12 protein-coding genes and 7 tRNA genes are annotated in these 12,820 nt (G+C 57.3%); 13 read left to right on the forward strand and 6 right to left on the reverse strand.

Annotation, left to right across the window (positions count from 1 at the left end; genetic code table 11):
- The first annotated feature begins 55 nt into the window (after positions 1–55).
- On the forward strand, positions 56–757 hold the full coding sequence (gene hemQ, locus I6I12_RS05965; protein WP_034655844.1) for a hydrogen peroxide-dependent heme synthase: 702 nt from the start codon (positions 56–58) through the stop codon (positions 755–757).
- A 107-nt stretch (positions 758–864) separates the two neighbouring features.
- On the opposite strand, the gene msrB is transcribed toward hemQ, so the two are convergent.
- From msrB to I6I12_RS05990, 5 genes are all read right to left on the reverse strand, one after another.
- Positions 865–1,287 (reverse strand): peptide-methionine (R)-S-oxide reductase MsrB, encoded by a 423-nt coding sequence (msrB, locus tag I6I12_RS05970; protein ID WP_023021414.1) that lies wholly within the window; start codon positions 1,285–1,287, stop codon positions 865–867.
- Between the two features lie 9 nt (positions 1,288–1,296).
- Positions 1,297–2,448: a glycosyltransferase family 87 protein gene (locus tag I6I12_RS05975; protein ID WP_200287389.1), complete on the reverse strand. Its 1,152-nt coding sequence runs from the start codon at positions 2,446–2,448 to the stop codon at positions 1,297–1,299.
- Between the two features lie 6 nt (positions 2,449–2,454).
- Positions 2,455–3,153 (reverse strand): pyrimidine reductase family protein, encoded by a 699-nt coding sequence (locus I6I12_RS05980; RefSeq protein WP_023021416.1) that lies wholly within the window; start codon positions 3,151–3,153, stop codon positions 2,455–2,457.
- 72 nt (positions 3,154–3,225) lie between these two features.
- Positions 3,226–4,128: a DMT family transporter gene (locus tag I6I12_RS05985; RefSeq protein ID WP_200287391.1), complete on the reverse strand. Its 903-nt coding sequence runs from the start codon at positions 4,126–4,128 to the stop codon at positions 3,226–3,228.
- A gap of 72 nt (positions 4,129–4,200) precedes the next feature.
- Positions 4,201–4,275: transfer RNA gene (locus tag I6I12_RS05990), tRNA-Val, on the reverse strand.
- A 245-nt stretch (positions 4,276–4,520) separates the two neighbouring features.
- Between I6I12_RS05990 and I6I12_RS05995 the strand changes: the two genes are divergently transcribed.
- The 6 genes from I6I12_RS05995 to I6I12_RS06020 all read left to right on the forward strand — a co-directional run bounded on the left by I6I12_RS05995 (position 4,521) and on the right by I6I12_RS06020 (position 5,148).
- A tRNA-Gly gene (locus I6I12_RS05995) sits at positions 4,521–4,596 on the forward strand.
- A 46-nt stretch (positions 4,597–4,642) separates the two neighbouring features.
- Positions 4,643–4,714: transfer RNA gene (locus I6I12_RS06000), tRNA-Val, on the forward strand.
- A gap of 38 nt (positions 4,715–4,752) precedes the next feature.
- Positions 4,753–4,828, forward strand: a tRNA-Gly gene (locus I6I12_RS06005).
- A 30-nt stretch (positions 4,829–4,858) separates the two neighbouring features.
- Positions 4,859–4,929: transfer RNA gene (locus tag I6I12_RS06010), tRNA-Cys, on the forward strand.
- A gap of 27 nt (positions 4,930–4,956) precedes the next feature.
- Positions 4,957–5,028: transfer RNA gene (locus I6I12_RS06015), tRNA-Val, on the forward strand.
- 44 nt (positions 5,029–5,072) lie between these two features.
- A tRNA-Gly gene (locus tag I6I12_RS06020) sits at positions 5,073–5,148 on the forward strand.
- Positions 5,149–5,243: 95 nt separating this feature from the next.
- On the opposite strand, the gene I6I12_RS06025 is transcribed toward I6I12_RS06020, so the two are convergent.
- The gene (locus I6I12_RS06025; RefSeq protein WP_005323424.1) at positions 5,244–6,422 is read right to left on the reverse strand and encodes an IS256-like element IS1249 family transposase; all 1,179 of its coding nucleotides are present in this window, start codon (positions 6,420–6,422) and stop codon (positions 5,244–5,246) included.
- 668 nt (positions 6,423–7,090) lie between these two features.
- Here I6I12_RS06025 and I6I12_RS06030 point away from each other — a divergent pair.
- The 6 genes from I6I12_RS06030 to pgsA all read left to right on the forward strand — a co-directional run bounded on the left by I6I12_RS06030 (position 7,091) and on the right by pgsA (position 12,813).
- Entirely contained in the window at positions 7,091–7,657 is a 567-nt protein-coding gene (locus I6I12_RS06030) for a copper resistance CopC family protein (protein WP_200287392.1), read from the forward strand.
- Entirely contained in the window at positions 7,657–8,259 is a 603-nt protein-coding gene (locus I6I12_RS06035) for a copper chaperone PCu(A)C (RefSeq protein ID WP_200287394.1), read from the forward strand. Before I6I12_RS06030 ends, I6I12_RS06035 begins: the two co-directional genes overlap by 1 nt.
- 2 nt (positions 8,260–8,261) lie before the next feature.
- Entirely contained in the window at positions 8,262–9,488 is a 1,227-nt protein-coding gene (locus I6I12_RS06040) for a Dyp-type peroxidase (RefSeq protein WP_200287396.1), read from the forward strand.
- A gap of 77 nt (positions 9,489–9,565) precedes the next feature.
- On the forward strand, positions 9,566–11,629 hold the full coding sequence (gene thrS, locus I6I12_RS06045) for a threonine--tRNA ligase (RefSeq protein WP_023021422.1): 2,064 nt from the start codon (positions 9,566–9,568) through the stop codon (positions 11,627–11,629).
- On the forward strand, positions 11,616–12,215 hold the full coding sequence (locus tag I6I12_RS06050; RefSeq protein WP_408918441.1) for an HIT family protein: 600 nt from the start codon (positions 11,616–11,618) through the stop codon (positions 12,213–12,215). Before thrS ends, I6I12_RS06050 begins: the two co-directional genes overlap by 14 nt.
- Positions 12,208–12,813 (forward strand): phosphatidylinositol phosphate synthase, encoded by a 606-nt coding sequence (pgsA, locus tag I6I12_RS06055; RefSeq protein ID WP_049360666.1) that lies wholly within the window; start codon positions 12,208–12,210, stop codon positions 12,811–12,813. The genes I6I12_RS06050 and pgsA overlap by 8 nt, the downstream gene beginning before the upstream one ends.
- Positions 12,814–12,820: the final 7 nt, after the last annotated feature.

Raw genomic sequence — 12,820 nt, forward strand, 5'->3', positions numbered from 1 at the left:
CCAACTTATGATGGATATGTCCGATTACCCAGAGGCTTTGGCAAAGGAGAACGCAATGGCGAAGCTAGACTACAAGGAACTCAATGCGGTTCAGCAATATTCCCAGCACGCAGTTTTTAAGGTGATCCCGGGGGCGCTCGGCACCGAGCGAGCGGAAATCATCGCCCAAGCGCAGAAGTTCTTCGCCGACGTTGAAGAGGCTGGCAAAGTGACGGTGCGCGGTATCTATGACCTCACGGCTATGCGCGATTCTGCTGATTTTATGATCTGGTGGCACGCCGAGGAATTCTCTGACCTGCAGAAGGTCTTTGGGGACTTTCGCCGCGAGACCACCTTGGGCCAGGTTAGCGAAGTGACCTGGGTAGGCAACGCTTTGCACCGTCCAGCGGAGTTTAATAAGTCGCACCTGCCGTCTTTCATCATGGGCGAGGAGCCAAAGGAGTGGATCTCGGTCTATCCCTTCGTGCGCTCCTATGACTGGTACACCATGGACGAGGAAAAGCGCCGCCGCATCCTTATGGAGCACGGCATGCAAGCGCGTGATTATCCTGATGTGCGAGCTAATACCGTACCGGCTTTTGCGTTGGGTGACTACGAGTGGATTCTGGCCTTTGAGGCGGATGAGCTCCACCGTATCGTCGACCTGATGTACCTGATGCGCTATACCGAAGCCCGTCACCACGTGCGCGAGGAAATTCCTTTCCACACCGGCCGTCGCGTCAAGGACGTAGCAGAACTCATTGCAGTACTGCCCTAAAAGAAGCGTCGCCCAGCAAAAGCCCTGCTTGGCGACGTCCCGGGCTGCGCCCCTTCACTAGCCTGGCAGCCAGGCTGCTGACGGGGCGTAAGTTGTGTCGAGGCCCTTTAAGCGGTGCCACCTTCTACCGGTTTTTCCTCCAGGTCAAGGCAAATGGAGTTAATGCAATAGCGAAGGTCAGTAGGGGTGTCGTAGCCCTCGCCCTCAAAGACGTGGCCTAGGTGCGATTCGCAGTTGGCACACAAGACCTCTACTCGGCGCATGCCTAGCGAGTTATCTTCTCGCTCGATGATCTTGTCTCCGGCAAGCGGGGAGAAGAAAGACGGCCAGCCACAATGGGACTCAAACTTTTCCGTGGAACGGAAAAGCTCCGCTCCACACGCGCGGCAAGAATAGACACCCTCGGTAGTAGTATTGGTGTACTCGCCTACATGGGGCGGCTCCGTACCTGCCTCACGCAGAACATAGTATTCCTCGGGGCTTAAGCGCTGGCGCCATTCGGTATCAGCAATGAGCTTGAAATCGGTCATGGGCCGAGTCTAAACCGCTCTGCGCGCGGCACGCCACCAGCCAGCGACCGTAGCGAAAATTGCGACGATAAGCAGCGCCCATCCTGCCGTGGCCGTGAAAAAATTCATCCACCGCCCAGCATCCGGGTGCGCTGTAGACGCCCACGAGACCGGAGCCAAAAAGAGAAATGCCGCCAACCACGCTCCTGCGGAATGAAATACCGAGCGCGGGAGCACAACGGTAAACATCAGCGGGAAAAGCCACATGGAATAGTACTGCTGGCCTAGGGAAGACAGGAAGAAAATTCCCACCATTATCGCCCCGCTAGTGGTCAGTGCCCACAAGGTTGGGTCGGAGTTGCGCCAGCGTAAAAGCCCGAGAATCGCTGCGGCCGTAAGACCGGCAAAAATCAGCCACACGGTCCAATACAACCCGGCGCCAAAATTAACGTAGGCGTGGAAACCCGCCCAGGAAGAATTGGCATAGTCACGAGTTTCCGAAAGATAGGGCAGCAGCTTTTCGAAAAAGCCGCTGGCGCCCGGCACCACCGGCCACGCCAGTAGATTGAGAATCACCGGAACTCCGATGCCCTCGGCGAGACTGCGCCACTGGAGCTTTACCAAGGGCAGGAAGAGCAGCGGCGCAAACTGCGGCTTAATGACGATGGCAAGGCCAATGACCACGCCTGCCACCCAGCCCAACCACGGGGTGCGCTCGGCCCGCAAAAAGGCCCACAAAAACACGGCCAGACACAGCAAGAGAACGCCGTTGATATTGGTAAAGGCAAGCGTATTGGTCACTGACTCCGTGACAAACGCCAGCGCAATAGATACCGGCCACACGGGCGAGGTGAGCTTGCGGTCCACTATAAGGGTAAGCACCGCCAGTGCCGCGATGATCGCGGCCGCATTCGCCACGATGAATAGTCCTCGCGCAAGTGAGAAGTCTAGGTGCCCTAATGGCGCAAGCAGCAGCGTGGCTCCCGGGGTATACAGATACAGCGGGTCAACGTGATTATAGGCCTGCTCGTAGACCGGCTGGCTGCTGGACATGCGCGCCACCGCGTTATACACGGTGGTGAAATCATCCGTTGGCGTGCCGTTGCGCGCAATGATGAATACGCGGTGCACAACGAGCAATACGGCCACGGGCCAAGCGGCAACACTGATTCGGGAATTCACGGCGCCTTAGTCTACGTCCTCGCGGGTGCGGGAATACCGCAGAAACACCGTGCCATCCGTATCGGCCGCGACATTTTCCAACTGCATGCGCCGGTGGGAATGCTCGCCCTTAAAAGTAGCCATCGGAGTCTCTACGCCGGTAGACAGATGCGGATCCAGGGTCAAATACATCTGGTCAATCGCATCGGCGTCCACTAATTGCCCAATCATTCCTGGTCCGCCTTCACATAGCACGCGCTTAAACCCGCGATCCTTCAGGACGGATATGTAGTCGCGCACGCTTCCTTCACCGGCATCGCAGACCTCTGCCCCCGTGCTTTCAATAGCCTCGATTCGGGTAACGATGTCTTCATCCTCCCAGCTGCTGTGTGGGGCCAAGATGACAGGTGGGGTAGTAAAGTCTGTAAAAAAGTCCGAGTCGATATCGAAATCAAGGCTGCGAGAAGGCACTGCAATAGGAGCTGGACGCGAGCCATCGGTGCTAGGAACAACGCCGGAGTAATCTTCTGCGCGCACCGTTTGCGCGCCCACCAACACCACGTCTGCCCAGTCCCGTAGAGCTGCAAAAAGTTGTCCATCGGTGTCATTTCCCATGTCTTCTGAGACATGGTTCATCGTCGCCGATCCGGTCAACGTGCTGACCATATTCGTACGGATGGTGAATGTGCCGCGGGAATCAGGACCCAAAAGCGAAGAGATATCCATGTCATCCCAGTGTAGCCAGAGCGGCGAGTGCCCAGCATGGCAATAACAGCGCCATAACCTCAGCAAGACGGGCTACACCAGACGGATGAGAATCACGCCGACCAGTATCACTGCAATGCCGGCTACCTGGCGCAGCGTTACGCGGGCGCCACGCAAGCGATCAATGAGTAGGGACCCCAGCATGGAGCCGAGCAGAGTCGCGACCACGGTAAGCCCCGTGCCCAGTTGTGGTACCAAAGCCGCGTTGCCAAAAACAAACAACGCACCCAGGACGCCACCAACCCACATCCACCAGGGATTGTTCTTCCCCTCGGGGCGCTCAATGCGAGGTCGCCAGCGTAGAACAATATTCACAATGGCAAGGGCAGATACCCCGACGCTGAAAGAAACTAAAGCCGCGCTAACAGGTGAGCCAGTAATCTGGCCCAGGTGACCATTGATCGCGGATTGGCTTGCAGTAAAACAGCCAAAAACAAACCCCGCTAAGCGCCACATCCACAGCGCTGTGGCACTGTCCTCACGCTTCGTGGGCGCGCCGGGGCCGGCGACGATGGCGATTACTCCGCCTAGGACGATGAGAGCCCCTAGCATGCGAACCACGGTCAGCGGGGATATAGGGGAGTCAAAGAGCCCAAGGTGATCGATGACGAGCCCCATGATGATCTGGCCGGCGATGGGAAGAACTACGGTCTGGACGGCACCCAAGTGGGGAAATAGGAGAATATTCCCAGTAAGCGCAACTACGCCGAGCAAACCGCCGAACCATATCCACAGTGGTTGGCCAGCTGTGCGGGAAAGGCCGAATTCACCGCCGGTGACAGCGGTGGCGATAACGAGCAAGGTCACCGTGCCCACGGCGAAAGAGATAAGCGAAGAAGAAAAGGGGGTGCCTGTTGACAAGCGCAAGCGCGTATTAACCAGGGTCTGTACGGGCAAAACGAGCCCAGCGATAACGCCTAAAAGGATCCACAACACGACGGAACACTTTACCGGCACACAAAGTAACCCGCCCAGGCTCCTTGTGAAGAGGAGCGCTGGGCGGGGAAGTGGTGGTCCTAACTGGGATTGAACCAGTGACCTTTCCGGTGTGAACGGAACGCTCTCCCACTGAGCTATAGGACCGTGCGGTGGCTAAATGTACACCGCTTGAAATTCAAATACCTAATTGGCTGCGTAGGGCTACTCATGAGCGGGAGGCGGCTGGGCGCCTGCGGTCCACAAGAATCACACCGGTGTGATTTGGGAACGTACAAACGTGGAATATCGGCGGTTAAAAGCAAGGCGCTGGGCTGGGGATTTGGAAACTGGCGCGGAGCACGATAATGTTTCTTCTCGCACCGCAACGGAATAAAAGTTTGCGGCGCAATGCGGATGTAGCGCAGTTGGTAGCGCATCACCTTGCCAAGGTGAGGGTCGCGAGTTCGAGTCTCGTCATCCGCTCCACGCTTTTCAAAGGGCTACCTGTGAAGAGTGATTCTAAGTGAATAGCGCGCGATTAGCTCAGTGGGAGAGCGCTTCCCTGACACGGAAGAGGTCACTGGTTCAATCCCAGTATCGCGCACAAGGACTTTGTCCTAGAAACCGGGCCTGGTTTCGCATGCGGATGTAGCGCAGTTGGTAGCGCATCACCTTGCCAAGGTGAGGGTCGCGAGTTCGAGTCTCGTCATCCGCTCCAGCACTGTATTGTGTGAGGCGGTATCGCCACGGTGGAATGGCCGAGTGGTGAGGCAACGGTCTGCAAAACCGTGCACACGGGTTCGATTCCCGTTTCCACCTCAACTTCTTAATGCCTTCGGGCATTAAGCGCGATTAGCTCAGTGGGAGAGCGCTTCCCTGACACGGAAGAGGTCACTGGTTCAATCCCAGTATCGCGCACGAGAGTCTCTTTTTAGGCTCTGTAGCAAACTCCGGTTTGTTGTGCGGATGTAGCGCAGTTGGTAGCGCATCACCTTGCCAAGGTGAGGGTCGCGAGTTCGAGTCTCGTCATCCGCTCCATGTAGCCGCCCCAGAGACGGGGCGGCTTTTTCGGGTTAAGGGTCAAAATGGGGTTAAGGGTCAAAATGTGTGTCTGGCTCGGCGTGTCGCGGGGGTTAGATTTGGCCTTTTTGAATGCCGATTGAGTGGGTGTAGTCGGTGTCGATAGCGTTGTCGTAGAGGGCTGGGCGTCCTGTTTCGTGGTCGGCTTGGTTCTCGGTTTGGGTCAGGGTGGATACTTTGGCGAGTTGGCCCTGGCCCCAGTCGGACTGCCTGGCGATTCGTACTGGATCGTCAGGCAGTTCCGTTTTTAAGTAGAGCCACCAATCCAGCATGCGGCGTTGTCGTTCGCCTGATCTGCCGCGGTGGGTTCTGGCGAGCAGTTTGAGCTGGGCGTTGATGCCGCCTTCTAAGCTGTTGGTGGTGGATTTGATCCGCTCGGGCGCAAGGACTCCTGCTGGCGGGTTGAGGTAGACAAACAGCATCTCGGACCGCCAAAGATGGTTGAGGCTGTTGTAGGCCTTGCGCACGTTGTGGTGGGTCCACACGCGGGTCCATGCACCTGTTTTGGGGTCTTTGATCATGGTTTTCTCGTTCATCCATTCCCGGTAGATCGTTGAAAACTCGTGCAGTTGCACACCCCACGCGGCGGCTTCATCCAGTGTGGTGATCCGGGTCAGTTTCAGCGCAAGTCGGTAGATGGTGCGCCCGGCATCGGTGCGTGGGTTGGTGGTGGTGTAGCGGCGGACCACGCGTTGGGCGTGGACGAGGCAGCGTTGAATTTTCGTAGTCGGCCAGCACTTTTTGATTGCGCTGTATGCGCCTTGGCCGCCGTCGATGACGGCGATGAGTGGGGCTTCGATGCGTTCAAGCAGCAGTTGGTAGTCGCGGGTGGTTTCGTGTTTGCACCAGTGCCAGGCGATCACGTGGTCGATGGTCGCCGCGACGATCAGGCAGCCACCGGCGGTGTAGGTGCCATCGAGAAATACCTGGTCGTAGATCCGCTTGTGGTGGCCGGCGGTGGGGTCAGGCACATCAACGAGCCAGCACCACTTGAAGCGCCGCTTCATGGTGGCGCGGCTAACACCGTTTCGTTTGGCTAGGTCGTCGAGTGATATTGCGGTGGTGCAATGCTCGATGAACTGGGTGAACACTGCCGCGTTGGTGATGTCGTTTCGACGTTTGACGCTGGAGGCGCCGCATTGTTTGCAGCGCCATCTGGTGGTGCCTTTGCTGGTGGTGCCGTTGCGTTTCATTTCACCGCCGCAGTGGCAGCGTGGTTGGTTCTTCGACATTGCGACACCACACCACGCCGCGCATAGCACATCACGGCTGCCACACCGAGGATTTCCCGTCGGGGGCTAGATATATGCTTCCGGAGCATATACTTTCCGGAAACCTACAGGTCAATCCGTGAAAATCCGCGATTCCGGACACACTTTTTGACCCTTAACCCGCTTTTTCTTGTCTCCTTCCGTGTGCTGTGCGATACGCTTGCCTTTGAAGAGTCATAACCCAAAGCGGAGGAGGAAAGATGTCACGCGCACTAGTGGTACCGCTATTGGTTGGAGCCTGCGGCTTCGCGTCTTTTGTTTCGGGGACTGTGCTTTTCTTTATGGGCCTTACTGCGGCAGATGCGGCTGGAGGCAGTGGCAGCGGGGCGTGGCCTTTGACGCTCATCGGTGTTGGCGTCGCCCTGGTTATTTTTGCTCTGATGGTTTCTGGTCCGTTTTTTAATGCCCGGCAGGGGGAGAGGTCCTAAGGCTAGGTCCGCTGGAATTGAGTCAACTTGGCTTAAATAGTGATAAATACCTCTTTTTATTAAGGAAGCGGAACTCGAGCCCAGTTCAAGCCGACATATGACTCGACGCGCTGCTTTTGTGATTGCCGCTATGGCAAGTCGCGGGGCTAGTATGTCTGACAATTCAACTTGTGCTTTTCCAACATCACAAAGGAGCTATCTATGGGCTACCGCGTACCTTGGCTGCGCCGCACAGCCGCAGCAGTGGGCACAGCCGCACTGGTCTTGGGCGGGTCGATGCCTGCCGCATTCGCGCACGACTCCGTTATTGGCGGTTCGGTCAAAGACGGCGATCTACTCGATGAGTTCCCTAAGGAAATCACCCTTGAGTTTTCTGGCATCCCCAAAGAGGACTTCAACACCTTTGCCGTAACCAACGCCGATACCGGTGAGAAGCTCTTTAGCCAGGAACCGCAGCTCCATGAACGAGACCTCACAATTGAGACTCCTGAGGGGGTTAACCCTGGGCCGGGCAACTACCAGGTGGGTTTCCAAATCACGTCTTCGGATGGACACGCTACTCGCGGTGGTGTGGAATTTTCCGTTAAAGGTGACGGGGCCGAAAACCCCGAGGCTGGCGAGTCTGACGCGACAGACCAGGAAGCAACCGAGGGGCTGCCGATGTCGCTGAAAATCATTTTGGGCGTGGGCGGCGTTTTGGCAATTGCCGCAGTAGTTGCCCTATTTATTGGCAAGTCTCGTCGCATTGATTCGGAAGGTGAAAAATAATGTCCAAGATTTCTAGCATTGCCCTTGTGGGGTTAACTGTGGCCGGCCTTGCCCTGGCGGGTTGCTCCCCGCAGAACCAAAATGACTCCACCGAGTCGAAGGTTGATGCCACCTCCAGCGCTGCGGAGAAGTCCTCCCCCGCCGCAGCCGAGGACCTGACCTTCGAAGACGCGGTCGTGCGTGCCAACGAAGATAAAGACATGACTGCTATTTTTGGCACCTTGGTGAACCACACCGATAAGGACATCGCTATCACCGGTTTTTCCACCAGTCTTAATGCCAAGGTGAACCAGATCCATGAGACCGTCGATGGCAAGATGCAGGAAATGTCGAGCCCGTTGGTGGTCAAGGCCGGCGAGTCCCACGAACTTGCACCAGGCGGTGACCACTTCATGCTCATGGAAATGGGAAACCACATCGCTCCCGGTGAATCCCTTGACCTTAAGGTGAAGCTAGAAGGCGGCGAAGAGCTCGATCTGGGCGAGATCCAAACGCGTAGCATGCCTTCCGGGGATGAGGACTACGGCGATATGGAAGGCCACGATATGTCCCACATGGAGCACGGAGATATGTCCCACAATAAGGAAGGCCACGACCACTAACCATGTCTGGGTTCAGCAGAAGGGGATTTCTCACTGGCGCTGCGGTATCGACCAGCGCCTTCGCGTTGGCAGGCTGCAATAACCAGGGCTCTTCCCCGGATGCTGGGGCACAGGAACAGCCTGCGCTTGCCGACGCCCTCGTGGCTTTTGACGGCGAGCATCAGGCGGGCATTGCTACCGCAGAGCAGGCTCACCTGAATCTGGTGGGGTTTGACTTTAAAAGGGGCGTCGACAAGCGGGGGTTTGCCAGCCTGATGAAATTGTGGACCGAGGACGCCCGCGCGCTGTGTACGGGGGAGCCGCCGCTGGGCACCCTGGAACCGGAAATGGTGCAACAGCCCGCCAACTTGACCATCACCTGCGGTCTAGGCCAGAAGGTATTCTCCCTGCTCGGCGTGGAGAAACCACACTGGTTGGGAGATGTGCGTTCCTTTAAGCGTGATGAGCTGCAACGACAATGGGGACAAAGCGATATTGTCCTTCAGATTTGTTGCGATGACCCGTTGATGAATACTTATGCACTGCGCCACATGGTGCGAGCCGGTGAGCACTATGCCAGTGTGAAGTGGCTGCAGCAGGGATTTATTAATGCCTATGGCAGCCACGAAAAGGGCGCTACTGCGCGCAATATGTTCGGGCAAAAGGACGGCACCGTTAACCCGCGCAGCGAGGAAGATTTTGCAGCCCAAGTGTGGATCGATGAAGGGCCGAAGTGGGCGCAAGGGGGAACGGCCATGGTGGTGCGTCGCATTCGCATGAACGTGGATACGTGGGAGAAGCTGGATCGCTCCTCCCGTGAAAATGCGGTGGGCCGTAAGCTTGACACCGGCGCCCCGCTTACCGGTGAAGAAGAATTTGATGCTGCAGATTTCGATGCGGTAGATGACTACGGCTTGCCGGTGATTGATAAAAACTCGCACATGGCCGTGGCCGCGCCACCTGCTGATCATCCGGAGCAACGCATCCTACGCCGGCCGTATAACTATGAGCTGGCCCCCGATGGCAAGGATGGGCAGCTTTCCAATATCGGCCAGGTTTTCATCTGCTATCAGCAGGATCCCACCAAGCAATTCGAGCCTATCCAGGCCCGTTTGGATAAATCTGACCTGATGAATGAGTGGCTGACCCATATCGGCTCCGCTATGTATTTCTGCCCGCCGGGCACCCTCGACGCGGATGGGCGTGAATCTTGGTGGGCGAAATCGCTTTGCGAGTATGCAGGGTTGTAGAATAGCTATCCGTAAATTTAAATAGCGGACGCGGCCAGGTATGCCGCCGACGCACGAGCGCATAAAGGAGCGCGATTATGGCGGAACTCATTCCCGCAGTACCGGTCAATTACGATTCCTTCACCGTGCCCGCCGGCCAGGCCGTGGGCGCAGCAATGCGAGAGCTCAATCTTCCCAATAAGGGCCCTGAGGCTGTCGTAGTCGTTCGCGGTGAAGACGGCACTCTCTTTGATTTGTCGCACACCCCCGACACGGAATCCACCTTCACCCCGGTAGCCGCCTGCGAGGAAGACGGTCGCGCGGTAATCCGCCACTCCTGCGGCCACGTTATGGCGCAGGCCGTGCAGGCCGAATTCCCCGGCACCAAGCTGGGCATCGGCCCGGCCATTGAAAATGGCTTCTACTTCGATTTTCAAACCGCGGAGCCTTTCACCCCGGAAGATCTCAAGGCGATTGAAAAGCGCATGAAGAAGATCATTAAGGGAGGCCAGCGTTTTGAGCGCCACGTTTACGAATCCGCTGCAGAAGCGGAGCAGGCGCTTGCCGGAGAACCCTTCAAGCTCGAGCTGGTCCAGGACAAGGGCAACGTTGACCCTGACTCCGATGAGGCCGCCGAGGTTGGTTCTGGCGATCTGACCCACTATGACAACATCAACCCGCGCACCGGGGAAGTAGAGTGGTTCGACCTCTGCCGCGGACCGCACGTTCCAACCACCAAGTACATCCCGGCCTTCACGCTAACCCGCTCTTCTGCTGCATACTGGCGCGGAGATCAGTCTAAGGCTGGCCTGCAGCGCATTTACGGCACCGCTTTTGAGTCCAAGGAGGCCCTGGAGGCCTACCAGACCATGGTGGAAGAGGCTGAAAAGCGCGACCATCGCCGCTTGGGCCAAGAGCTAGACCTCTTCTCCTTCCCAGATGAGATTGGCTCCGGTTTCCCGGTATTCCACCCGAATGGTGCCACCGTGCGCATGGAGATGGAAAACCACTCTCGCAACCGCCACGTCCAGGCCGGCTATTCCTTTGTCAACACTCCGCATATCACCAAGGGTGATCTCTTCAAGAAGTCGGGCCACCTGGACTTCTACGCCGATGGCATGTTCCCGCCAATGCAGCTCGATGGCGAGTATGACGAAGAAGGCAATACCGTCAAGGAGCCGCAGGACTACTACGCCAAGCCCATGAACTGCCCGATGCACAACCTGATTTTTGCATCCCGTGGCCGTTCCTACCGCGAGTTACCGCTGCGCCTATTTGAGTTCGGCACCGTCTACCGCTACGAAAAGTCCGGCGTGGTCCACGGTCTGACCCGTGCCCGCGGCTTTACCCAGGACGACGCGCACATTTACTGCACCGAAGAACAGCTGGAAGAAGAACTCACCAAGGTCCTAGACTTCATCATCTCCTTGCTGAAGGACTATGGCCTGTCTGATTTCTACCTGGAGCTTTCCACCAAGGATCCGAATAAGTTCGTCGGTTCCGACGAGATTTGGGAGCGCTCGACTTCCATCTTGCAGTCGGTCGCGGAAAAGTCTGGCTTGGAGCTGGTACCGGACCCAGCCGGCGCCGCGTTCTACGGTCCAAAGATTTCTGTCCAGGCCCGCGATGCCATTGGCCGTACCTGGCAGATGTCTACCGTGCAATTGGACTTCAACTTGCCCGAGCGTTTCGAGCTGGAGTACACCGCTTCGGACGGAACAAAGAAGCGCCCGATCATGATTCACCGTGCGCTCTTTGGCTCCATTGAACGTTTCTTTGGTGTGCTGCTGGAGCACTACGCTGGCGCATTCCCAGCTTGGCTGGCGCCGCACCAGGTGGTGGGTATCCCGGTGGCAGATGAATTCTCCCCGCACCTTGAAGAAGTTGCCGCACAGCTGCGCCAGAAGGGAATCCGCGCCGATGTGGATACCTCCGATGACCGCATGCAGAAAAAGATTCGCAATCACACCACCGGAAAGGTCCCATTCATGCTGGTCGCCGGTGCCCGCGATGTGGAAGCCGGCGCCGTGTCCTTCCGCTTCCTAGATGGCACCCAGGTCAACGGTGTGCCAGTGAATGAGGCTGTGGAACTCATCACTGCGTGGGTCGCAGAACGCAATAACGAGCAGCCGACTGAAGAGCTCATCAGTGCCCGACGCTAAAAAGACGCGCGAGACCGAAAGCTCCGCCGCTTTCGACAATGGAGCGGTGGAGGGGACCTTCGTTGACTCAGGCGCGGGCGACCCGGACCGTCTAGAACGGCTGTGGGCACCTTATCGCATGGCTTATATAGCCAAGCGCTCTGAGGACCCCTTCGTTGCCGCCCCGCAGGGTAGCGACGAAGACGGGCTCATCATCGCCCGCGGCAAGAGCGTTTATGCATTGCTAAACCTCTTTCCGTACAACGCTGGACACCTCATGGTGGTGCCGTACCGTAAAGAATCTCAGCTTGAGAACCTAACGCAAGAGGAATCTCAAGAGCTGATGGAGTTTGCGCAAAAGGCTATCCGGGTACTCAAACGCGTCTCTCACCCAGAGGCCATTAACGTAGGTTTGAACTTGGGTCGCGCTTCAGGAGGCTCCGTGGGAGATCACCTGCACCTGCATGTGGTGCCAAGGTGGCCTGGGGATAGTAACTTTATGACTGTCCTTGATGGGACTAAGGTATTACCGCAGCTTCTGCAGGATACACGCCGCGTGCTGGCAGAAGGTTGGCGCGAGATGGAAGAGGAGGATTCGCGTGCTTAGCGTGCATGGGCGAAAGCCCGCCGCCGTGGTGGTGGAACCTATAGCGAAGGCCTTTTTAAAGCTGGGCCTGACCCCGAATGTGGTCACTATTGTGGGAACCATTGTCACCATTGCTATTTCGGTGATCCTCATTCCTACCGGTCACCTGTTTTCCGCTGCCGTATTATCCGGCCTCTTTGCCGCCTTTGACATGCTCGACGGCACCATGGCGCGTCTGACTGGCAAAGCCACCGCCTTTGGCGCGACCTTGGATGCTTCCTGCGATCGAATCACCGATGGTGCCTTGTTTAGCGCTATTGCGTGGTGGCTGATTTATTCCGCGGATTCTTCCCGCATTACGGTCATCGCTTGCTTTGTCACCTTGGTATGTTCCCAGGTCATTTCCTATATCAAGGCTAGGGGAGAGGCGTCTGGGTTCAAGATGGTCGGCGGCCTCATCGAGCGCCCTGAGCGGCTTATCTTGGGCTTGGGCGGCATTGGCCTTGAGGGCCTTGGCGTTCCGCATGCTATCGAGGTAGCGCTGTGGATCCTTGCCGTTGGCTCCATCTTCACCGTGTGCCAGCGCATGGTCATCGCTGCCCGCCAGGAGCAGCACTAGCTCGCTG

It is taken from the genome of Corynebacterium kefirresidentii (assembly GCF_016599755.1).
GTDB classification, from domain to species: domain Bacteria; phylum Actinomycetota; class Actinomycetes; order Mycobacteriales; family Mycobacteriaceae; genus Corynebacterium; species Corynebacterium kefirresidentii.